Source organism: Streptomyces sp. cg35 (assembly GCF_050410835.1).
Taxonomy (GTDB): Bacteria; Actinomycetota; Actinomycetes; order Streptomycetales; family Streptomycetaceae; genus Streptomyces.
In genome coordinates this window covers 6,292,185-6,313,093 of sequence record NZ_CP191268.1, presented here as the reverse complement: position 1 = coordinate 6,313,093, position 20,909 = coordinate 6,292,185, and the positions used below count along the sequence as shown (strand labels likewise).

Annotated in this window: 23 protein-coding genes; 12 read left to right on the top strand and 11 right to left on the bottom strand. The window is 73.2% G+C overall.

Annotated elements, in window-relative coordinates; all coding sequences use genetic code 11:
• Positions 1 to 48: 48 nt before the first annotated feature.
• The gene (locus ACQUQD_RS28815) at positions 49 to 771 is read right to left on the bottom strand and encodes a bifunctional DNA primase/polymerase (protein ID WP_428955056.1); all 723 of its coding nucleotides are present in this window, start codon (positions 769 to 771) and stop codon (positions 49 to 51) included.
• A gap of 127 nt (positions 772 to 898) precedes the next feature.
• On the opposite strand from ACQUQD_RS28815, the gene ACQUQD_RS28810 reads away from it, so the two are divergent.
• A complete protein-coding gene (locus ACQUQD_RS28810) occupies positions 899 to 1,759 on the top strand; it encodes a glycerophosphodiester phosphodiesterase (RefSeq protein WP_428955055.1) in 861 nt (286 codons plus the stop codon).
• On the opposite strand, the gene ACQUQD_RS28805 is transcribed toward ACQUQD_RS28810, so the two are convergent.
• Positions 1,728 to 2,402 (bottom strand): TetR/AcrR family transcriptional regulator, encoded by a 675-nt coding sequence (locus ACQUQD_RS28805; protein ID WP_428955054.1) that lies wholly within the window; start codon positions 2,400 to 2,402, stop codon positions 1,728 to 1,730. The genes ACQUQD_RS28810 and ACQUQD_RS28805 overlap by 32 nt on opposite strands.
• A 142-nt stretch (positions 2,403 to 2,544) precedes the next feature.
• On the opposite strand from ACQUQD_RS28805, the gene ACQUQD_RS28800 reads away from it, so the two are divergent.
• Both ACQUQD_RS28800 and ddaH read left to right on the top strand, forming a co-directional pair.
• A complete protein-coding gene (locus ACQUQD_RS28800; RefSeq protein ID WP_428955053.1) occupies positions 2,545 to 2,730 on the top strand; it encodes a DUF6243 family protein in 186 nt (61 codons plus the stop codon).
• A gap of 99 nt (positions 2,731 to 2,829) precedes the next feature.
• Entirely contained in the window at positions 2,830 to 3,672 is an 843-nt protein-coding gene (ddaH, locus tag ACQUQD_RS28795; protein ID WP_428955052.1) for a dimethylargininase, read from the top strand.
• A 56-nt stretch (positions 3,673 to 3,728) separates the two neighbouring features.
• Here the strand turns inward: ddaH and ACQUQD_RS28790 are convergent, their stop codons facing one another.
• Genes ACQUQD_RS28790 through ACQUQD_RS28780 form a run of 3 tightly spaced genes read right to left on the bottom strand, consistent with a single transcriptional unit; the run spans position 3,729 to position 7,223 of the window.
• Complete coding sequence (locus ACQUQD_RS28790; protein WP_428955051.1) at positions 3,729 to 4,733, bottom strand: small ribosomal subunit Rsm22 family protein; 1,005 nt, start codon at positions 4,731 to 4,733, stop codon at positions 3,729 to 3,731.
• 25 nt (positions 4,734 to 4,758) lie between these two features.
• Positions 4,759 to 5,940 (bottom strand): serine hydrolase domain-containing protein, encoded by a 1,182-nt coding sequence (locus tag ACQUQD_RS28785; RefSeq protein ID WP_428957679.1) that lies wholly within the window; start codon positions 5,938 to 5,940, stop codon positions 4,759 to 4,761.
• The gene (locus ACQUQD_RS28780) at positions 5,895 to 7,223 is read right to left on the bottom strand and encodes a multidrug effflux MFS transporter (RefSeq protein WP_428955050.1); all 1,329 of its coding nucleotides are present in this window, start codon (positions 7,221 to 7,223) and stop codon (positions 5,895 to 5,897) included. Before ACQUQD_RS28780 ends, ACQUQD_RS28785 begins: the two co-directional genes overlap by 46 nt.
• A 103-nt stretch (positions 7,224 to 7,326) precedes the next feature.
• On the opposite strand from ACQUQD_RS28780, the gene ACQUQD_RS28775 reads away from it, so the two are divergent.
• On the top strand, positions 7,327 to 8,325 hold the full coding sequence (locus ACQUQD_RS28775) for a Gfo/Idh/MocA family protein (protein ID WP_428955049.1): 999 nt from the start codon (positions 7,327 to 7,329) through the stop codon (positions 8,323 to 8,325).
• Between the two features lie 139 nt (positions 8,326 to 8,464).
• Here the strand turns inward: ACQUQD_RS28775 and ACQUQD_RS28770 are convergent, their stop codons facing one another.
• Positions 8,465 to 10,099, bottom strand: a complete 1,635-nt coding sequence (locus ACQUQD_RS28770; protein WP_428955048.1) for an alkaline phosphatase D family protein — start codon at positions 10,097 to 10,099, stop codon at positions 8,465 to 8,467.
• A gap of 144 nt (positions 10,100 to 10,243) precedes the next feature.
• Between ACQUQD_RS28770 and ACQUQD_RS28765 the strand changes: the two genes are divergently transcribed.
• The 3 genes from ACQUQD_RS28765 (at position 10,244) to ACQUQD_RS28755 (ending at position 12,542) form a co-directional block, all read left to right on the top strand.
• Entirely contained in the window at positions 10,244 to 11,011 is a 768-nt protein-coding gene (locus ACQUQD_RS28765; protein ID WP_428955047.1) for an SDR family oxidoreductase, read from the top strand.
• 128 nt (positions 11,012 to 11,139) lie between these two features.
• Positions 11,140 to 11,604, top strand: a complete 465-nt coding sequence (locus tag ACQUQD_RS28760; RefSeq protein ID WP_428955046.1) for a lamin tail domain-containing protein — start codon at positions 11,140 to 11,142, stop codon at positions 11,602 to 11,604.
• 86 nt (positions 11,605 to 11,690) lie between these two features.
• The gene (locus tag ACQUQD_RS28755) at positions 11,691 to 12,542 is read left to right on the top strand and encodes a PhzF family phenazine biosynthesis protein (protein WP_428955045.1); all 852 of its coding nucleotides are present in this window, start codon (positions 11,691 to 11,693) and stop codon (positions 12,540 to 12,542) included.
• Positions 12,543 to 12,565: 23 nt separating this feature from the next.
• Here the strand turns inward: ACQUQD_RS28755 and ACQUQD_RS28750 are convergent, their stop codons facing one another.
• Positions 12,566 to 13,558 carry an aldo/keto reductase gene (locus ACQUQD_RS28750; RefSeq protein ID WP_428955044.1) on the bottom strand — a complete coding sequence of 331 codons (993 nt, stop codon included), beginning with the start codon at positions 13,556 to 13,558 and terminating at the stop codon, positions 12,566 to 12,568.
• A 61-nt stretch (positions 13,559 to 13,619) separates the two neighbouring features.
• The gene (locus ACQUQD_RS28745; protein ID WP_428955043.1) at positions 13,620 to 13,943 is read right to left on the bottom strand and encodes a nuclear transport factor 2 family protein; all 324 of its coding nucleotides are present in this window, start codon (positions 13,941 to 13,943) and stop codon (positions 13,620 to 13,622) included.
• Positions 13,944 to 14,033: 90 nt separating this feature from the next.
• Between ACQUQD_RS28745 and ACQUQD_RS28740 the strand changes: the two genes are divergently transcribed.
• Positions 14,034 to 14,588 (top strand): DoxX family protein, encoded by a 555-nt coding sequence (locus ACQUQD_RS28740; RefSeq protein WP_428955042.1) that lies wholly within the window; start codon positions 14,034 to 14,036, stop codon positions 14,586 to 14,588.
• Between the two features lie 32 nt (positions 14,589 to 14,620).
• Positions 14,621 to 14,950: a MazG-like family protein gene (locus ACQUQD_RS28735; protein WP_428955041.1), complete on the top strand. Its 330-nt coding sequence runs from the start codon at positions 14,621 to 14,623 to the stop codon at positions 14,948 to 14,950.
• A 92-nt stretch (positions 14,951 to 15,042) separates the two neighbouring features.
• Here the strand turns inward: ACQUQD_RS28735 and ACQUQD_RS28730 are convergent, their stop codons facing one another.
• Entirely contained in the window at positions 15,043 to 15,435 is a 393-nt protein-coding gene (locus ACQUQD_RS28730) for an NUDIX hydrolase (protein WP_428955040.1), read from the bottom strand.
• An 84-nt stretch (positions 15,436 to 15,519) separates the two neighbouring features.
• Here ACQUQD_RS28730 and ACQUQD_RS28725 point away from each other — a divergent pair, with 84 nt between their 5' ends.
• Both ACQUQD_RS28725 and ACQUQD_RS28720 read left to right on the top strand, forming a co-directional pair.
• On the top strand, positions 15,520 to 16,080 hold the full coding sequence (locus ACQUQD_RS28725) for an MOSC domain-containing protein (RefSeq protein WP_428955039.1): 561 nt from the start codon (positions 15,520 to 15,522) through the stop codon (positions 16,078 to 16,080).
• Entirely contained in the window at positions 16,080 to 16,667 is a 588-nt protein-coding gene (locus tag ACQUQD_RS28720) for a GrpB family protein (RefSeq protein WP_428955038.1), read from the top strand. Before ACQUQD_RS28725 ends, ACQUQD_RS28720 begins: the two co-directional genes overlap by 1 nt.
• Before the next feature lie 47 nt (positions 16,668 to 16,714).
• Here ACQUQD_RS28720 and ACQUQD_RS28715 read toward each other — a convergent pair whose 3' ends face one another.
• Together ACQUQD_RS28715 and ACQUQD_RS28710 are read right to left on the bottom strand one after the other, a co-directional pair.
• Positions 16,715 to 18,226 carry an HtaA domain-containing protein gene (locus ACQUQD_RS28715; protein ID WP_428955037.1) on the bottom strand — a complete coding sequence of 504 codons (1,512 nt, stop codon included), beginning with the start codon at positions 18,224 to 18,226 and terminating at the stop codon, positions 16,715 to 16,717.
• 105 nt (positions 18,227 to 18,331) lie between these two features.
• Positions 18,332 to 19,747, bottom strand: coding sequence for an HtaA domain-containing protein (locus ACQUQD_RS28710; protein WP_428955036.1), 1,416 nt, complete (start codon positions 19,745 to 19,747; stop codon positions 18,332 to 18,334).
• Between the two features lie 72 nt (positions 19,748 to 19,819).
• On the opposite strand from ACQUQD_RS28710, the gene ACQUQD_RS28705 reads away from it, so the two are divergent.
• A complete protein-coding gene (locus tag ACQUQD_RS28705) occupies positions 19,820 to 20,908 on the top strand; it encodes a heme/hemin ABC transporter substrate-binding protein (RefSeq protein ID WP_428955035.1) in 1,089 nt (362 codons plus the stop codon).
• Position 20,909: the final 1 nt, after the last annotated feature.

The window sequence follows — 20,909 nt, the reverse complement described above, 5'->3', positions numbered from 1 at the left end:
GGGGCTCCGCCCCGGGCCCCGCTCCCCGATCGCCGGAAGGGGCTCGGACTACGGCCAGGCGGACGTGAAGTCCGGCTCCGCTCCCACGTAGCGCGCGCACGCGTCGGTGAGGGTCTCCAGCAGGGTCAGCGGGTCCGGCAGCGGGTACTCGGGGCCGCGCACCCACTCCACGGACCGGTCGGCCGGGAGGCGGGCCGGGGGGACCAGGACGTACGAGCCGCGGCAGTGCCAGCGCAGGCCGGGGTGCTCGTCCATCGTCTCGGGGTGGCAGTCCAGCTCGCAGGGCCACCACTCGTCCTCGTCCTCGGGCGTGCCGCGCGTCGCCGTGAAGAAGAGCATGCGGTCGCCGCCGGACTCCGCGACGGGGCCGACCTCGACACCCGCCGCGAGGAGGCGCTCCAGGGCCTCACGGCCGGCCTCCAGCGGTACGTCCAGGACGTCGTGGACCATGCCGGTCGCGGTGATGAAGTTGGCCTGCGGCTGATGCCGGGCCCAGCGCTCGATCTGCGCGCGGTCCGTCGTGGACTGGGTCTGCCAGGCGAAGGAGACGGGGTGCCGGCCGGGTGTCGGGCAGCCGATGCGGTTGCAGGAACATCGGTAGTCGGCGGGGTACGCGGCCGGTGCGAGGGGCAGTCCGGCGGCGGCAGCGGCGATCAGCAGGGACTCGCGGTCCGTGTCGACCGGGGTCTCCTTCGGGCCCCGAGCGGACTTGAGCCACTGGGCGAACCTGCCCAGGCCCGTGCGTGCGCTGTCGCTGTGCTCCGCGCCCATCTATCCCCTCACCATCGCCGTCGTGCCGGGTGCCGGATGAACCCCGGGTCTCCATGGTCCCACCATCCCGCTTCCCGAGAGGCCACAGGGTGTCATTGCCTGATTTGCCCATATTTGGGGGCCTACCTTGGTCGCCATGGTCACTCTCGCCCACCGGGCCGCGCGGGTGGGCGGCCTCGCCGGCGCCCTCTCCCTGGCCGTACTGGCCTCCGCGCCGCCGCTGGAGTGGGGCCGTGGCCCGCTCACCGTCGACGCCCTGCCCCGCGTCACGTACACGGCGCACCGCGGCGGCGCCCTGGAGGTGCCGGAGAACAGCATGGCGGGACTGGCCGCGGCCTTCGAGCGGGGCACCGCGCAGGTCCTCGACTTCGATACGCGGATGCTGCGCGACGGCACCCTCGTCGTGATGCACGACGCGACCCTGGACCGGACGACCTCCTCGGGCGGCCGGGTGGCCGCCCTGGACCGGACGGAGTGGCGGGGCGTGCGGCTGCGGCCGAAGGCGTCGCTGCCGGGCGGCTGGCGCTCGGAGCGGCCGCCGACGGTCGCGGAGGTGCTCGACCGGTTCGGCGGCCGGATCGTCCTGATGCTGGAGGCCAAGGACCCCAGGAGCCTGACCGGGCTGGCCCGGCTGATCCGTGACCGCGGCCTGACCCGCTCGGTGCTGGTCAACTCCAACCGGCCGGCCGTCGCCGAGCGCGCGCACCGCCTCGGCCTCATCTCCCAACTGTGGCGCTCCGCACGGCAGATGAGGACCGACCGGCCCGCGCGCTGGGCCTCGTACGTCGACATCCTGGACATGGATCACCGGGCGCGCGACGCGGATCTGGTGCGGGCGGTCCGCTCGGGGGTGCCGCGCGTGTGGGCGCACACCGTGAACCGGCCGGAGGACCGGGACCGGGTGCTGCGGCTCGGCTGCAACGGGGTCATCACGAACGCGCCGGGCCTGCTGGCGGCTACGCCGGTGCGGACCCCGGGCGGGCGCTGATCCCGTAGAGGGCGTACTCGACGAGCCTGTCGGCGTACGCGTGGTCGAGCGGGCCGGTCTCCTGCAGCCAGCGCTGGGCGAGCGGCCCGGAGAACAGGTCGCGGGCGATCTCGGGGTCGACGTCCGCGCGGACCTGGCCGGCGCCCTGGGCGGCGCGCAGCCGGGCGGCGTAGAGGTCGAGTCCGGGCATGAGGAGCTTGCCGACGAACTCGCGGGCGAACTCGCGGTTGGCGACGCCCTCGGCGGCGAGCGCGCGGGCCGGGGCGTCGAAGCGGGGGTCGAGGAGTTCGTCGACGGTGGCGCGCAGCACCAGCTTGAGGTCGGCCTCGAGGTCGCCGGTGTCGGGCAGGGCGACCGGGTCGAGCGGGACGTCGGGGTGGTTCTCGGAGGCGGCCTGCTGGTTCTGCTCGTTGAGGTCGATGAAGGCCTCCATCAGGACCTGCGCCTTCGAGCCCCACCAGCGGTAGATCGTCTGCTTGCCGACGCCGGCGCGGGCGGCGATGCCCTCGATGGTGGTGCGGGGGTAGCCGATCTCGCCGACCAGAGCGAGGGCGGCGTCGTAGATCGCGCGGCGGGAGCGCTCGCTGCGGCGGGCGGAGTCGGGGGCCGTCTTCTTCGGGGCGCGGCTGGGCGTGGCAGACATGGTTCGAATGTAGCAGCGGGCGAGGCGAGACGTCCCGTCTCGAAAACGATTGACAAGACGAACCGTCTCGTTCACAGTGGAACTCGTCGACACGGCGAGACGAACCGTCTCGCCGAAGGTGAGCGAGGCAGAGGAGTACGTCATGACCCGAGGTGGAGCAGGCGGCATGCTGGGCGTCGGCGGGACCCGTCGCACGCTCTCCCGCAAGGCGCTGCGCGGCGGCGGCCGGGGCGGGCAGGTGGGCGGCGGGGGCGTCGATCCCGTGGCGCAGAAGCGCGAGCTGCTGCGCAGGATGCAGGAGAGGCGCGGCACCTCCGACGCCTCGTGACCGGGTGCGGGTGTGAACCACCCGTTCGGTTCACAGCCGTGAGGGCTCCTCCGACCGCACCATGGGCGCAACAGCCCCTGCGGTCGTGAGGAGCCCTCATTGCGTAATCCGTACTCCGGGTGTTCCGTCGAACGGCGCGCCACACCCCGGCGCTACCTGATGTGCCCGCCTGCGCACTTCAAGGTCACGTACTCGATCAATCCGTGGATGGACCCGGCGAAACCGGTCGACGTCCCCCTCGCCGTCGCACAGTGGGAGGACCTGCGCGACCGCTACCGCGCCCTCGGCCACACCGTCGAGGTGCTCGACCCGCGGCCCGGACTGCCCGACATGGTGTTCGCGGCGAACGGGGCGACCGTCGTGGACGGGCGGGTGCTCGGCGCGCGGTTCGCCCATCCCCAGCGGGAGCCGGAGGCCGTCGCGCACCTGGAGTGGTTCCGTGCGCACGGGTACGCCGAGGTGGGCGAGCCCGTGCACGTCAACGAGGGCGAGGGCGACTTCGCCGTCACCGCGTCGTACCTGCTGGCCGGGCGCGGGTTCCGGGCGTCACCGCTGTCGCACGGGGAGGCGCAGGAGTTCTTCGGCCGGCCGGTCATCGGGCTCGATCTGGTGGACCCGCGCTTCTACCACCTGGACACGGCGCTCGCCGTGCTCGACGACGCGGCGGACGAGGTCGTGTACTACCCGGGGGCGTTCTCCGCGGGGAGCCGGGCGGTGCTGCGGCGGCTGTTCCCGGACGCGCTGATCGCCGAGGAGTCCGACGCGGTGGCCTTCGGCCTGAACTCGGTGTCGGACGGGCTGCACGTGCTGTTGCCGCAGGCGGCGGTGGGGTTGTTCGAGCCGTTGCGGGAGCGGGGTTTCGTGCCGGTCGGGATGGATCTCGGGGAGCTGCTGAAGGGAGGCGGGTCGGTGAAGTGCTGCACGCTTGAGCTGCGCCCCTAGAAGCCTCTCCGGCGAGTGAGGAGCGGGGGCCGGGGCAGAGCCCCGCGGCCCGTGCGCTAGCGCGGCTGTGCCCAGGAATCCCCCCAGTCCGCGTCACGGGCCTCTCTGTACAGCGCCCCGTGCTTCTTCGTCACGGTCACCCGGTCCAGGCCGCCCTCGGCCCCGCACAGGTCCAGGAGCACCTGGCCCTTGCGGATCTGGGGGCGGCGGACCACCCGGGACGGGGCCGGTTCGGGGGTGAAGCGGGTCGCCGCCACGTACGCGAACTTCTCGTCCTCGTACGCCAACGAGCCGCCCTTGACCCGCCGGTGCAGCGAGGAGCGGCTGACCCGGGCCGAGAAGTGGCACCAGTCGTCGCCGGGCGTGATCGGGCAGGCGGCGCTGTGCGGGCAGGGGGCCGCGATGTGGAAGCCCGCGGCGATCAGCCGGTCGCGGGCCTCGATGATCCGGGTGTAGCCGTCGGGGGTGCCGGGTTCGATGATCACCACGGCGCCGGTGGACGCCTGGGCGGCGGCGTCGACCACCGCTGCGCGGTCGGCGTCCGTCAGTTCCTTCAGGACGTAGGAGACCGTGACGAGGTCCACGGCGGCGGGCAGCTCCGTCGCGCCGATGCGGCCGCGCCTCCACTCCACCGAACGGGCCAGCTCGGCGTCCCTCGACGCCAGTTCGCGGCCCAGCGTCAGCGCGGGCTCCGACCAGTCGAGGACCGTCGTCGGGCGCGCTCCGGGCAGCGTCTCGTGGGCCGCCCAGACCGCGGCGCCGGTACCGCCGCCGATGTCGAGGTGCCCGTCGGGCCTCCAGTCCGCCGGTGCCGCGCCGACGAGGCCGCCCAGCGCGGAGCACACCGCCTCGAACGTGGCCGGCATCCGGTACGCCGCGTACGCCGCCACGTCCGCCCGGTCGCGCAGGATCGGGGCGTCGGTCGGGGTGGTGCCCCGGTAGTTCGCGATGAGCCGGTCCACGGCGCGGGCCGCCTGCGTCGGCGGGAGGCCGTCGAGGAGTCCGGCGAGGGCCGAGCGCAGGGTGTCGGCGGGGGCGTGCGGGTCGGTCGGGGCGTTCACCCGGACGATTTTAGGCGGCCCGCGGCTACGGGCCCGCCGGGCCGGTGACCGCCCGGGCGAGCCGGGTCGCCGCGGCCTCCCGGGGGCCGCTGTCGGCGGGGCGGCGACGCGGGTGGACGGTGTTGGCGAGGAGCACCAGGAAGGTGTCGGTCACCGGGTCCAGGACGAGGGAGGTGCCGGTGAACCCGGTGTGCCCGGCCGCGCCCCGGCCCGCCAGCTCCCCCATGAACGAGGGCTGGTCGACCCGGAAGCCGAGCCCGGGCGCCGCCAGCATCAGGTCGACGAAGTCGGGGCCGAGGATGCGCGCGGTGCCGTACGAGCCGCCGTTGAGCAGGGCGCGGCAGAGCACCGCCAGGTCGTACGCCGTCGAGAACAGGCCCGCGTGGCCGGCGACGCCGCCGAGCGCCCAGGCGTTCTCGTCGTGGACCTCGCCGCGCAGCATGCCGCGGTCGGCCTTGGCCCAGGGGCGGCGCTGGTCCTCCGTGGCGGCGGCGCCGGGCCGCGGCCCGTACGACGTGGCGGTCATGCCGAGGGGGCGGGTGATGCCCTCGCGGACGAGGACGTCGAGTGCCCGGCCGGTCAGACGCTGCAGGAGGTGCTGGAGCAGCAGCATGTTCAGGTCGGAGTAGCGGAACTCCCCCGGCTTCGACGAGGGCGCCTCCGCGCGCAGCAGCGCCAGCCGGGAGGGCATGTCCGGGGCGTCGTACAGCGGGAGTTCGGGGCGCAGGCCCGAGGTGTGGGTGAGGAGCTGGCGCACGGTGATGCCGTGCCGGGCGGCGGCGGTGAAGTCGGGGAGGTACGCGCCCACCCGCGCGTCGATGCCGAGGGTGCCGCGCTCGATCTGCTGCACGGCGGCGATCGTGGTGAACAGCTTGGTGATCGAGGCGAGGTCGAAGGGCGTGTCCAGGGTCATGGGGACCCGGGCCGCCACCGGGAGCTCGACGCCCCGGTCGGCCGTCTCGTCGTACGCCGCGTGGCGCACGGCCCAGCCGCAGGCGGCCTCGGCGGCGATCACCGGGCCGCGCCCGGCGATCAGCACGGCGCCCGCGCACCAGGGGCGCGGCCCTTCGGGCAGCGCGCGCACGCCGCGGACCAGGCGGGCGATCCGCGCGGCGTCCAGGCCGGCCCGCTCGGGCGTGCCGTGGCGCAGTCGTGGGGAACTCAGCGCTCCGTCACCTCCCCCATCGCTCTGGCGGTGTGCCGCCAGGGGCGGCACAGTGCCATGAAGGCGACGGCCGCCGCCAGGCCGCAGGAGAGTTGCACCAGGGCCATCGGTACGGCCGTGCGCTCGCCCGCGATGCCGACGAGCGGCGAGGCGACCGCGCCGATCAGGAACGACGAGGTGCCGAGCAGGGCGGACGCGGAACCGGCGGCGTGCGGGGTGCGCAGCAGGGCGAGGGCGTTGGTGTTGGGGGTGGCCAGGCCCATCGACGCCATGAGCACGAACAGGCCCGCGGCGACGGGCACCAGGCCGAGCTCGTCGGGGTCGCCGAGCACGCCGGTGGCGACGAGGAGGAGGAAGACGGCGGCCAGCACGATCAGGGTCAGGCCGACCGCGAGGACCTTGTCGAGGCTGACCCGGCCGACGAGGACCTTGCCGTTGAGCTGGCCGACGGCGATCAGGCCGATCGAGTTGAGCCCGAAGAGCAGGCTGAAGGTCTGCGGCGAGGCCCCGTAGATCTCCTGGATCACGAACGGGCTGGCGCTGATGTAGGCGAAGAGCGCGGCGAACGCGAAGCCGCCCGCGATCATGTATCCGGTGAAGACGCGGTCGGCGAGCAGGGACCGCATGGTGCGCAGCGCCTCGACGGTGCCGCCCCCGTGCCGCCGCTCGGGCGGCAGGGTCTCGGGCAGGCACTTGCCCACGAGGGTGGTGAGCGCGATGCCGATGACGGTGAGCACGACGAAGACGCCGCGCCAGTCCGTGACGCGCAGGACCTGGCCGCCGATGAGGGGCGCGACGATCGGGGCGACGCCGGAGATCAGCATCAGGGTGGAGAAGAACCGGGCCATCGCGACGCCGTCGTAGAGGTCGCGCACGACGGCCCGGGCGATCACGATGCCGGCCGCGCCCGCCAGGCCCTGCAGCAGCCGGAAGGCGACGAGCAGGGCGGCGTTCGGCGCGAGGGCGCAGATCGCGGTGGCGGCGACGTACACGAACAGACCGATCATGAGCGGCCTGCGGCGGCCCCACTTGTCGCTCATCGGGCCGACCACGAGCTGGCCGAGCGCCATGCCGGTCAGGCACGCGGTGAGGGTGAGCTGGGCGGTGGCGGCGGAGGTGCCCAGGGCGCCGGTGACCTCGGGCAGGGCCGGGAGGTACATGTCCATCGACAGCGGCGGCACGGCGGTCAGCCCGCCGAGCACGAAGGTGACGAGCATGCCGGTGCGAACGGCCGCCCTGGGCACGGCGGTTGGGCCGCCATCCGGGGTGACCTGCGCGGGTCCGGCCGCGCTCGTGGTGCTCCCGGTACTTCCGCTCTCCGCCATCCCGATGCCCCTCGTTCCCTTTCGTCTCTCCCGGTCGTACGTGCGATTACCTATGCTCTCAGCTCGGTGGAGTGGTCGAGACCAACAACTGAGGTGGGCAGGGATGGCAGCGGAGCGCGTGCGGTGGGGAATTCTCGCGACGGGCGGGATCGCCGCGTCGTTCACGGCGGATCTGCTGGATCTGCCGGACGCCGAGGTGGTGGCGGTCGCCTCGCGGACCGAGACGTCGGCGAAGGCGTTCGCGGAGCGGTTCGGGATCGAGCGGGCGTACGGCGACTGGGCGTCGCTCGCCGCGGACGAGGACGTCGACGTGGTGTACGTGGCCACGCCGCACTCCGCGCACCGGGAGGCGGCCGGGCTCTGTCTGGAGGCGGGCCGTGCGGTGCTGTGCGAGAAGGCGTTCACGCTGAACGCGCGGGAGGCCGGGGAACTGGTGACGCTCGCGCGTTCGCGGGGCCTGTTCCTGATGGAGGCCATGTGGATGTACTGCAACCCGATGATCCGCCGCCTCAAGGCGCTGGTCGACGACGGCGCGATCGGTGAAGTCCGCACGGTGCAGGCCGACTTCGGGCTCGCGGGCCCGTTCCCGCCCTCGCACCGGCTGCGGGACCCCGCGCAGGGCGGTGGCGCGACGCTGGATCTCGGGGTGTACCCGGTGTCGTTCGCGCAGCTGCTGCTCGGGGAGCCGTCGGGGGTGACGGCGCGCGCGATGCTGTCGGAGGAGGGCGTCGACCTCCAGACGGCGATGCTGCTGTCGTGGGACAGCGGGGCGCAGGCGCTGCTGCACTGCGCCATCAACTCCGGTACGGGCGTGACGGCTTCGGTGACGGGGTCCGCGGGGCGGATCGATGTGCCGGCCGGGTTCTTCTACCCGGAGCGGTTCGTGCTGCACCGGGACGGGCGCGACCCCGAGGAGTTCACGGCGGTGCCGGAGGACGGGCCGCGGGACTCGATGCGGCACGAGGCGATCGAGGTGATGGGGCGGCTCCGGGCCGGCGACACGGAGTCGCCCTTGGTGCCGCTCGACGGGTCGCTCGCGGTGATGCGGACCCTGGACGCGGTGCGGGAGGCTGTGGGGGTGCGGTATCCCGGGGAGCGGTGAGGCGTCCGCCCTGGTGCGGTCCCGTCGCCGGGTGCCGGCCCGGTGGGGCTTCTCGCGCAGTTCCCCGCGCCGCTGAGGGCTTGCGGCTTCGCCGCTCGCCTTCAGCCCCCACCGCACCCGCACCCGGCGTCAGACCTGATCAGGCAGGACGCAGGCCCTGGTCGCCGACGGCCGTCACGAACGACGCGGCCGTCGTGAGCGGCGCCCCCGGGACGGTGACCGCCGAGACCGTCTTGAAGTCGGCCCGGGCCGACTCCTCCCCCAGGTCCACGGTGACGTAACCACGACGCCCGTTGTAGAACTTCAGATGCGGGTTGGCCTGCGTGTACGTGGCCCAGTTGGACGGCCTCTCGGAACCGTCCTTGCCGGAGGCGATGGACGTGGCCACGATCTCCGTGCCGAGCGTGCGCGACGCGGGGTCGTCGAAGTCGTCCTTGATGTCGAAGGCGTACCCGACGTGCACGTCACCGGTGAGCACCATCAGGTTCTCGACGCGCGCGGCCTTGGCGCCGGCCAGCACCCGGTCACGGGAGGCGCGGTAGCCGTCCCACGCGTCCATGGAGACCTTCGCCTCGGCGTTCAGGTCGAGCTTGCGCTGGGAGAACGTGACCTGCTGCGGCACCACGTTCCACAGGGCGCGCGAGCGGCGCCAGCCGTCGAGGAGCCAGCGCTCCTGCGTGGCGCCGGTGATGGTGCGCGCCGGGTCGTCCGACTCGGGACCGGGGACGTGCGAGCCGTCGCCGTAGGCCTGGTTCGAGCGGTACTGGCGGGTGTCGAGGATGTCGAACTGGGCGAGGCGGCCCCAGACCAGGCGCCGGTAGAGCTGGGCGTCGGGGCCGGTCGGAAGCTGGGGGCGGCGCAGCGGCTGGTTCTCCCAGTACGCGCGGTACGCGGAGGCGCGGCGCAGCAGGAACTCGTCCGCCGGACCCTCGGTCTCGGAGGTGTCGTCGGCGTAGTTGTTCTCGGTCTCGTGGTCGTCCCAGGTGACGACGAAGGGGTGGGCGGCGTGCGCGGCCCGCAGGTCCGGGTCGGACTTGTAGAGGGCGTACCGCAGCCGGTAGTCCTCCAGGGTCATGGTCTCCCGGTTGAAGATGTCGGGCACGACGCGGTCCGTGTAGTTGCGGGCGCCGCCGACCGAGTTGACCGCGTACTCGTAGAGGTAGTCGCCGAGGTGGAAGACGACGTCGACGTCGTCCTCGGCCAGGTGCTTGTACGCGGTGAAGTAGCCGTCGTGGTACGCCTGGCAGGAGACGGCGGCCAGGGTGAGGCCGGGGACGTGCCGGGAAGAGGCGGCGGGCGCGGTGCGGGTGCGGCCGGTCTCGCTGACCCGGTCGCCGACGCGGAAGCGGTAGTAGTAGACGCGGCCCGGCTCCAGGTGGTCGACCTCGACGTGCACGGAGTGGTCGAACTCGGGGTGCGCGGTGGCCGTGCCGCGTCTGGCGACGCGCCGGAAGCGCTCGTCGAGGGCGAGCTCCCAGCGCACCTCGACGCGCTGCGCGGGCAGCCCGCCGCCGGTCTCGTACGGTTTCGGGGCGAGCCGCGTCCACAGCAGCACGGAGTCGGGCAGCGGGTCACCGGAGGCGACGCCCAGTGTGAACGGATCGCTGGTGATCTTGCGACCGTCCAGTTCGGCGGCGGCCGCGGTGCCGGCCGCGGGCAGGTTCACACTGAAGGCTAGCGCCGCGGCGGCACCCGCGACAGTGAGGAAGCGCCGGCGGCCCAAGTGCTGTGCGGCTGCGCGGAGTTCGGGTGCGTGCTGCGGTACGTGTGACATGGAGCCCCTCCCCTGACTGCTGGCGTCATCTGGCGTCACGGGGAATTGCAGTGGGCCGGGACGACGCCCGACTGTCGCGTACACAACAGCCACATGGCGGATCGGTGATCTCCGCATGGCGGGGCGCCCGTACGCTGCGGCCCCATGGACGATCTGCGAACCGCATCGACAAGGACCGCCGTGGTCACCGGCGCCGGCTCCGGCATCGGCCGGGCCGTCGCCCTGGAGCTGCTGCGCACCGGCTGGCGGGTGGCCCTGGCCGGCCGCCGCGTCGAGACGCTGGCACGGACGGCGGGGCTGGCCCCGGGCACGGAGTCGTTCGTCGCCCCGACGGACGTGTCGAACCCGGACGGGGTGACGGCCCTCTTCACCGCCGTACGCGACCGGTTCGGCCGGCTCGATCTGCTCTTCAACAACGCGGGGACGTTCGGGCCCGGCGGCGTGGCCGTGGAGGACCTGGCGTACGACGCGTGGCGGCACGTCGTCGACACCAACCTCAACGGGGCGTTCCTGTGCGCGCAGGCGGCGTTCCGGCAGATGAAGGAGCAGGACCCGCAGGGCGGCCGGATCATCAACAACGGCTCCATCTCGGCGCACACGCCGCGGCCGCACTCGATCGCGTACACGGCGACGAAGCACGCCCTGACGGGCCTGACCAAGTCCCTGTCGCTGGACGGCCGTCCGTACCGGATCGCCTGCGGGCAGATCGACATCGGCAACGCGGCGACCGACATGACCGAGCGCATGCAGTCCGGCATCCTCCAGGCCAACGGGGAGCTGGCGGCGGAGCCGGTGATGGACGTGGCGGACGTGGCGCGCACGGTGCGGCACATGGCGGAGCTGCCGCTGGAGGCGAATGTGCAGTTCGCGACGGTGCTGGCGACGAACATGCCGTACGTGGGCCGGGGTTGAGCGCACCGACCCAGCTTGCTTGAGAGATAAATCTCCACAAACGGAATGGGATCTACCGCCGCATTACCGGACGCCGGGGCCCGTATGCTCAGTTCCTCTCCACGAGAACTTCACATTCGGAGCACACTTTGCGCATACGTTCCGCGGCCCCGGCCGCCCTCGCCGCGGCGGCCCTCGCGGGCTCGCTGCTCGCCACGACCCCGGCGTCCGCCGCGGCGCACCAGGGCGGGCTGCACCTCGGCTTCATCCAGTACGACAGCCCCGGCTCGGACAATCGCAGCAACAGCTCCCTGAACGCGGAGTGGGTGAACATCCACAACAACACCCGCTCCGCGATCCAGCTCAAGGGCTACAAGCTGAAGGACAACACCGGCTACACGTACACCTTCGGCAGCTACAACATCGGCGCGGGCAAGACCGTCAAGGTCCGCACCGGCAAGGGGACGAACGCCTCGGGCGTCCGGTACTGGGGCCGCGGCTCGTACGTCTGGAACAACACGGGCGACAAGGCCCGCCTGATCAAGCCCAGCGGCACGCAGCTCGACTCCTGCTCCTGGAGCCGTCTCGGCTCGGGCGCGATCAGCTGCCACTGAGCCACCACGGGGGGGGGAAGACGGTTCCCCGCGCTCCGGGAGGGGCGTGGGGAACCGCGCCTGCCGCACCGGCGAGAATGCACCGCATGACCGACAACGTGCTGCGCTACACCGCCTTCGCGACCGACCCCGCCGGGGGCAACCCCGCCGGGATCGTGCTCGACGCCTCCGCGCTCGGCGCCGAGGACATGCTCAAGATCGCCGCGGACCTGGGGTACAGCGAGTCCGCATTCGTGACGCCGGGCCCGGCCGGAAGCGGCGAACGGGCCTATACCGTGCGCTACTTCAGCCCCAAGGCCGAGGTCCCGTTCTGCGGCCACGCCACCGTCGCCACCGCGGTCGCCCTCGCCGAGCGCCACGGCACCGGCGACTACCTGTTCCACACTCTCGCCGGCGAGGTGCCGGTCTCCGTCGACCGGGCCGGGGACACGCTGCGCGCCACCCTCACCAGCGTCGCGCCGCGGGTGGAGGACGTGAGCGGCGAGGACCTCGCCGAGGCGCTCGCCGCGCTGGACTGGCCGGCCGCCGATCTGGACCCGGCCCTGCCGCCGCGCATCGCCTATGCCGGTGCCCGCCACCTCGTCCTGGCCGCGGCCACCCGGCAGCGCCTCGCCGACCTCGCGTACGACTTCGAGCGGCTCGCCGCCCTGATGCGCCGACTGGACCTGACGACCGTCCAACTGGTGTGGCGGGAGAGCGAGTTCACCTTCCACGTGCGCGACCCGTTCCCGGTCGGCGGCGTCGTCGAGGATCCGGCCACCGGCGCCGCGGCCGCCGCGTTCGGGGCGTATCTGCGCGAGCTGGGCCTGGTCCCGGAGGAGGCCGGGCTCACCCTGCACCAGGGCGCCGACATGGGCCGCCCCGGTGAGCTGACGGTGACGCTGCGGGCGGGCGACCCGCGGGTGCGGGTGAGCGGGACGGCGGTCCCCCTCGCCTAGGGGCTGTCACGTACCGGGGCTCGTCACGCCCGGCCCAGAAGGTGCTCCACCTGCGTCAACTCGTCCTGGGACAGGGGCCCATGGGCCAGCGCGCCCGCGTTCTCCTCGGCCTGCGCCACCGTGCGGAACCCGGGGATCGGCACGGCGCGCGGGCTGCGGGCCCACAGCCAGGCGAGCGCGCCCTGCGCCGGGGTGCGGCCGCCGCCCGTGAGCACGGAGCGCAGCGCGTCGACCCGGGCCAGCCACTCCGGGTCCGCGCCGCCGCCCGTGCCGAAGCCGGGCAGCCAGGCGGGCGGGGCGCTGCGGATGTCGCCCGCGGCGGGCGTGCGCCCGGCGCCGTGGCCACCGCCGAGCAGGCCCATGGCGAGCGGGCTGCGCTGGATGCCGGCCAGCCCCAGCTCCTCGCACAGCGCGTGGAGTTCGGGCGCGTCCTGGAGGACGTTGCAGCGGTACTGCACGGCCGCGCAATGCGGGCCCTCGGCGAAGACGCGGGCCCGGTCGGGGTCGTCGGTGCTCCACGCGTAGGCGCGTACGAGCCCTTCGCGGACGAACTCCTCGCAGGTGTCGCGGAGCCGGGCGGCCCGCTGCGGGTCGGCGTCGGAGAGGTGCAGCTGGTACAGGTCGATGCGGTCGGTGCCGAGGCGGGCGAGCGACGCGGTGAGGGCGCGGCGGGCGTGCTCGGGGGAGTCGTCGCCGCCGGTGAGGGTCCTGGTGCGTTCGTCGAAGACGTTGCCCCACTTGGTGGCGATGACGACGTCGTCCCGGCGCTTGCCGAGGGCGCGGCCGAGCACGCGTTCGCTGTGGCCGGTCCCGTACGCGTCGGCGGTGTCGAAGAAGGTGACGCCGAGGTCGAGCGCGCGCCGCACGGCACGCACCGATTCCTCGTCGTCGACGCGGCCCCAGCCGAGCGGCCGCCCGTCCGGGTCCTGCCACTCGCCGCCGATGGCCCAGCATCCGAAGCCGAGGGCGCTGACCTCGATGCCGCTGCCGCCCAGTGTCCTGGTGTCGATGTCCATGCCCGGGAACGCTAGGAGTTGAAGCGCACGCGAGGTCAACAGCCCTACGGATACGGGATGTTCAGGCCTGTCCGGTCTCGAACCGGGTGACCTTGCCGCCCGACACGTCGAACGTCCACCTGGTGCGCATCTCGCCCCAGGTGTCGTTGCGGTAGCGGGCGACGAGGGAGCGGCCCTCGGCGGTCTCCTTCTCGACCTCCATGTGGCCGTTCGAGTCGAAGATCTCGCGGGCCGTCCAGTCGTCGAGGTCCCGGTCGCTGCCGTCGTCCGCCATGGTCGCGCCGGGCGCGAGCGCCGCACGGAAGGCTTCCTGGTCGTGGGCGTTCAGCGCCGACACGAAGGCGCGGACCGCCGGGTCGCTGAGCTTTGCGGTCTGGATGGGCATGCGCCCAGGCTTGCACCGCGGCCGGCCGGCCGCCACCCGAATGGGCCCGCGCGCGAGGTGCGCGGCGCACGGCTGCCGGACGGTGGGGACATGACCTGCACACGATTGCGTACCTCCCGCACCTCCTGCTCCAGCCGTCGTGACCTGGGCCTTCTCGCGTTGCGCCTGGGGACCGGCGGGGTTCTCGCCGCGCACGGCGCCCAGAAGCTGCTCGGCTGGTTCGGCGGCGGTGGCGTGTCCGGGACGACCGCCGCCATGGACGCCATGGGGTACACCCCCGCCAAGGCGAGCGCCCTCGCGGCCGGGCTCGGCGAGGCGGGCGGCGGGGCGCTCCTCGCGCTCGGCCTCGCCACACCGCTGGGCGGCGCCGCGGCGGCCGGGACCATGGCGGGCGCGGCGGCCGTGCACGCCCCGAACGGGTTCTTCGCGATGAACGGCGGCTACGAGTACCCGGCGTTCCTCGGTTTCGTCGCGGCGGGCCTCGCGGTGACCGGCGCGGGCCGCTACTCCCTCGACCACGCGCTCGGCCATGTGCTCGACCGGCACTGGATGGTGCCGGCGGCGCTCGTGGGTGCCGGGGCGGCGGCGCTGGCGGTGGTCGCCTCGCGCACCAGGCCGACGCAGGATCCGGACGCGGGCGAGTAGCCGCGCGGGCCGAGGCTCTAGGCTCGTCGCTCGTGACGACGTACGACGACGAGCTGTGGACGACCATCGACCGGCTGCGCGACTGGCTGGACTCGAACAATCGGCGGCCTTCCCAAGAGGCGCTGCTCCTGCGGGTGTTGAAGCTCTCGGAGGAGGTGGGCGAGGTGGCGGAGGCGGTCATCGGGGCCGTCGGCCAGAACCCGCGCAAGGGCGTCAGCCACACCTGGCAGGACGTCGAGTCGGAGCTGTGCGACGTGGTGGTCACGGCGCTGGTCGCGCTCGGCACGCTCACGCCGGACGCGCGCGGGGCGCTGTCCGCGCATGTGGCGAAGCTGGCGGAGCGCTCGCTGGGGCCCGCGTAGGCGGTGACCGGACGGCCGGGCGTCAGGGACGACGGGGCGGACCGCCCGGAACCCCGGACGCACCGCCGCGCGGGGGCCTTGCGGAGCCGCCCTCAGAGCCGCCCCGACGCCCGCAGCATCGGCACCACGTGCCCCGCGACGGCCGGGGCCAGGCGGGTGTCGCGGCCGTCGGTCCAGCGCAGCGCGGCCAGCTCGGCCGCGGGCCGCGGCCGCCCGGACAGTGTGGCGGTGAACAGCGTCAGCCGCATCGGGACGCCTTCCAGTGCCGCGACGTCCTCGACCACGCCGAGCGGTTCCAGGTCTTCCGGCGCGACCCCGAGCTCCTCGTCCAGTTCGCGCCGCAGCGTCTCCTCGGGGCTCTCCCCCGGCTCCGGCTTCCCGCCGGGCAGGTAGAAGAGGTCCGGCGCGGCCTCCTTGCTGACGACGAGCAGCTTGCCGTCCGCGACGACCGCGGCGGCGACGACTTCCATGACTTCCTGGCGCATACGGCCGATTCTGCCTCGGACTACGCTGCTCACGATCAGCGATCAGGTTGCTCAGCGGTCTCAGGCTTCAGGGGGTCACGGAAGATGAACGGGTTCGACAGCGCCGCCGTCACAGCGGTCAGCAGCAACAGCACCTACTCCTTCACCAAGCCGAACCGGGACAGCGTCACGCTGCTCGCGGGCCTCGGCGTCGAGGGGGACGTGCACGCCGGGGTCACGGTGCAGCACCGCTCCCGGGTGGCCCAGGATCCGACGCAGCCGAATCTTCGCCAAGTCCACCTGATCCAGGAGGAGTTGTTTGCGGAGGTCGCCGCGCTCGGCCACCGGGTGCGGCCCGGCGAGCTCGGCGAGAACATCACCACGCGCGGCATCGACCTGCTCGCCCTGCCGACCGGAACACTCCTGCACCTCGGCGCGGGCGGCGCGGTCGTCGAGGTCACCGGGCTGCGCAATCCGTGCCTGCAGATCGACCACTTCCAGGACGGCCTCCTCAAGCGCGTCGTGGGCCGGGACCCGGAGACCGGCGCGATCGTCCGCAAGGCCGGGATCATGAGCGTCGTACGGGAGGGCGGGACCGTCCGCCCCGGAGACGCCATCCGCGTGCAGCTGCCCGCCGAGCCGCATCGCCCCCTGGAGAAGGTCTGATGCCTCCGCACGAGAAGCCGGTCGTCGTTCCGCACGACCCCGGGTGGGCGGCCCATGGAGCCGCGCTCTGCACCCAACTGGTGGATCTTCTGGGCCCGTTGGCGCTGCACGTGGACCACATCGGTTCGACGTCCGTGCCGGGCATGGCCGCCAAGGACGTCTACGACGTGCAGGTGAGCGTCGCCGACCTGGACGCCGCCGCGGCCGCGTTCGAGGCGCCGCTGTCCACGCTCGGCTTCGTCCGCGCACCGTACGTGCGCGACCACGTCCCGGCCGGACGCGAGGACGAGGAGGACCCCGCCGACTGGACCAAGCGCTACTGGTCACGGCGGACCGCGGACGCCGCGCCGGTCAACCTCCATGTCCGCAGGGCCGGTTCACCGAACGAGCGGCTCGCGCTGCTGTTCCGCGACTGGCTGCGCGCGACGCCACGGGCCGTCCCCGCGTACGCCCGCTTCAAGTACGTACTCGCGCGGGCCGTCCCCGACACCGGGACGTACGCCGACGTGAAGGACCCCGTCGTCGACCTCGTCGGCGTCGTCGCCGAACAGTGGGCCGCGCGGACGGGCTGGCGCCCGCACGGGTAGCACGCCGCGGCCGCCCGCCGTGATCGGCGGACGGCCGGGGCCGGGGCTCAGCCCTCCTGCGCGCGGCGTCGGCGCGCGGCGAACACCGTGCCCGCGCCCGCGGCGACGACCAGCGCGGCGGCCGCGGCGAGCGGGCCGGCCGGGACGTCGGCGCCGGTGGCGGCGAGCGAGCCGGTGCCGCCGGTGGTGGACCCGGTGCCGGTGGCGCCCGTGGTGCCCGTGCCGCCCGAAGTGCCGCCGGACGTACCGCCGTCGGAGCCGTTGCCGCCCGACGGGAGCGTGGCGTCCTCGTCGAGGGAGACGGCCACGTCGACCGGGTCGAGGGCGGCGCCCGCCTGGTAGAACCCGCCGAACGCCTTGGCGCCGTCGGCGGTGAGGGTGGCCGCGGCGCCGTCGAGCTCGACGATGTCGTCCTTCGCGGTCAGGTCGCCGGAGCCGACCTTGAGGGTGGCCACGGTCAGGTCGTCGTACGTGGTGACCTTGCCGGTCTGCCGGTCCTTGCTGGACACGTCGGCGACGAGCTTTCCGCTGCCGCCCTTCGCCGTCACCCGCAGATCGCTGAACTGCAGGTCGAGGGCGTACGTGCCGTCCTCCTCGTGGCCGAGGAAGCGGACCTTGCCCGCGAACTCGGCGTCGAGGGACCTGGCGTCGGCGTCGTAGCTGCCGTTCGCGTCGCCGAACCGGTACACCGAGCCGTTCTTCGCGGCGCCGCCGGTCAGTTCGACCTTGCCGTTCGCGATGGGGCCCGTGATGTACGTACGGAAGGACTCCTTGACGCCCCAGTCCAGGTTGCCGTCGGCGATGGCGCCGGAGACGGCCTCGTCGGACGGGGCGGCCGTGGCGGTGGCGGACGGCTTCGGGGTCGTCGTCGCGCTCGGCTTGCCGGTGGGCTGCGCGCTGCCGGTGGGGGCCGGCGAGGACGGGGGTGTCGTCGACGGGTCCGGGGAGGGCGAGGAGGCGGCGGCGGTCACGGTCAGCGTCGCCGTGTCGAGGGCGGTGCCCTCCTTGTACATGCCGTTGAACGCCTTGGCGCCGTCGGCGGTCAGCGTCGCCGGGATGTCCTTGAAGGTCATCGCGCCGCCCGCGCCCTGGCCCGGCTTCACGGCGGACAGGTCGAGCGTGGCGAACTCGATGTCGTTCTGGACGGTGCCGTTGAGGCTGATGTCGGCGTCGATGTGCCCGGTCGTGCCGGACGTCACGACCTTCACGTCACTGATCTTGATGTCGAACCCGTGGGCCGTGGAGGCGAACCGGACGGCGCCCTTGAAGGCGGTGTCCGTGCCGTGGGTGGCCGTGTCGTACGTGCCCGTGCCGTCGGTGAAGGTGAAGGCGCCGTTGTCGGCGGCCTGGGTCGCGCCGTCGCTCGCGGTGATCGATCCGGCGGCGATCCCGGTGACGTACTTGCGGAAGGACTCCTTCACGCCCCAGTCGAGCGTGCCGTCCTTCAGCTCGACGGCGGGAGCCTTGTCGGCGGCGAACGCGGGCAGTGCGACGGCACCGGCTCCGAGCGCGACGGCGGTGGCGGCGGCGAGGGCTATGGGGTGTCTGACGAGAGACATGCTTTCTCCTAGCGATGATCGGGGTGCGCCTTCAGGGGCGCGGGGAACTGCGCGAGCGACCGCGGACAACCGGCGCCCGGCAGCGAGACAGAAGGGGGCGGACGCCTAGCCGCCCACGGAGGCCCGCTTACGCATCCGAAGAACGACCACCACGGCACCGGCGACGAGCACCACGACCCCGCCGGCGATCCCGGCGACGGCGCCACCGGACAGCCCCGAACTCCCGCTTCCGGCATCGGACTTGGCGGCAACCGCGCTGGGGCGGGGACTGGGAGTGGCCGAACCGTCCGACCCGGAGCTGCCGAGATCGGGCAGAGCGGGAAGCTTCGCGTCCGCGTCGAGCGCGACGGCCAGGGAGACCGGATCCATCGCGGCCCCCTTCTGGTACATGCCGCCGAACGCCTTCGCCCCGTCGGCGGTCAGCACGGCCGGCGCCTCGGTGATCCGCACGAGCCCGTCCTTCGCCGCGAGGGACTTCACGGTGAAGGTCACGAGCGGGCTGTCCTTGGTGGTCTTCCTGCCGCTGGTGACGTCGGCGCGCAGGGTGCCCTTGCCGTCGGCGACGGTGACGGTCGGGTCCGCGAGCGTCAGGTCGAGCCCGTGCTTCCCGGTGAACCGCACGGATCCGGTGAACTCCCCGTCGAGGGTCTGCTTCTTCTTGTCGTACGCACCCTCACCCTTCGGGAACCGGAACAGCGCGCCCCCGTCCTGCGCCCCGGCGCCGAGCTTCCACTCGCCCTGGGCGATGTCCCCGGTGACGTACTCGCGGAAGGTGCGGCGCACACCCCAGTCGACGGCGCCGTCCCGGAGCTTCCCGGAGGAGTCCTGCTTCTCCTTCTTCTCCTTGGACTCGTCCTTCTTCGTGGCGGAGGCCGACGGCTTCGCGGCCGCCTTCTCGGGCGCGACGTCCGCGGACAGGCTCACCGGGTCGAGCGCGGTACCGGCCGTGTAGTAGCCGGCGAAGGACTTGGCGCCCTGTGCGGTGAGCGTGGCGGGCAGGTTGTTGAGGGTGACGGCGTTCCCGTCGCCCTTCATGTCGATCCCGCCCAGGGCGAGCGTGGCGAAGGGCACCTGGCTGGACGACGTGACCGTCCCCGTGCCCTTCGCCTTGCTCACGACATCGACGTACAACGTCCCGCTGCCGCCCGAGATGCGCACGGTGGGACGGCTGATGGTCATGTCGAGTTCGTAGGAGCCGTCGCTCTTCTTGTGTCCGACGAAGTGCACGCCGCCGGAGAAGGAGGAGGTGAAGCTCCCCGTCGAGCCGTCGTACGTGCCGGTCGCCGAGTGGAAGCGGAACTGGCTGGCGCCCACGGTCGCCGCGCCGCCCGTCAGGGAGTAACTCCCCTTGGCGATGGGCCCGGTGATGTAGCTCTGGAACGACGATTTCAGGCCCCAGTCCAGCCGGCCGCCCTGCACGCCGCGGGCCGCGGCGTGCGCGCCGGCGACCGGGAGCAGCGTCCCGAGCAACGCGGTGAACAGGGCGACGGCGAGGACGCGTATCCGTGCGCGTCGGGACATGACGATTCCTCCGGGTCTCCATCACCAGGACGTCACCAGGACCTGGCGACTTAGGTAAGGCTAACCTAAACTATGCTCGCCTCTGTTCAACAGCCCCACTCACCACGACAGGACGGTGTCCGCGTGCCGACGCCAGCCGACCCTTCTCGCGCTCCCCGGCGGACGGGCGTACTGATCTCCGTACTCGCCCTGGCCCTCGCGCTGGCCGCCGCCGCCTGCGCAGGCGGCGGCACCACCACGGCCACCGCGAGGACCGGAGCGAAGGCGGCCACGACCGCGAACCGTCTCGAACCGCTCGCGTCGACGCCCCGCCCGAAGCTGCCCGTCACGGTCGACTCCGCCGACGGCCACGAGGTGACGGTGCGGAAGGCCGACCGGATCGTGCCGCTCTCCGGCAGCCTCAGCGAGATCGTGTTCACGCTCGGGCTCGGCGAGCAGGTGGTCGCCCGCGACATCACCGCCACCTTCGACCAGGCGAAGAAGCTGCCGGTGGTCACCCGCAACCACGACGTGTCCGCGGAGAGCGTCCTGTCGCTGAAGCCGGACCTGGTGCTGGCCGAGCGGACGACGGGGCCCGACGAGGCGATGCAGCAGATACGCGACGCGGGCGTTCCCGTCGTCGTGCTGGACCCGGCCCAGGGGCTCGACGACGTCGGCACCCGCATCCAGGCCGTCGCGGACACGCTCGGAGTCCCCTCCGCGGGACGGGAGTTGACCGAGCGCTCCGAGGACCGGATCGCCGCGGTGCAGAAGAACATCCCGCACGAGGAGGAGCAGCCCCGCGTCGCCTTCCTCTACGTACGCGGCTCGGCCTCCGTCTATCTCATCGGCGGCGCGAAGTCCGGCGCCACCTCGCTCCTGGAGGCCGCGGGCGCGGTCGACGCGGGCGCGGCGTCCGGCCTGAAGACCGACTTCCGGGCCATCACCAGCGAGGCCCTCGCCAAGGCCGCGCCCGACGCGATCCTCGTCATGACCAAGGGCCTCGACTCCGTCGGCGGCATCGACGGCCTGGTGAAGATCCCGGGAGTGGCCGAGACCCCGGCGGGCGTCGACCGCCGCGTGGTGTCCGTCGAGGACGGCGTCCTGCTGAACTACGGGCCGCGCACGGACCAGGTCCTGCAGTCGATCGTGGACCAGCTCTACGGCAAGAGCGGTGCCTGAC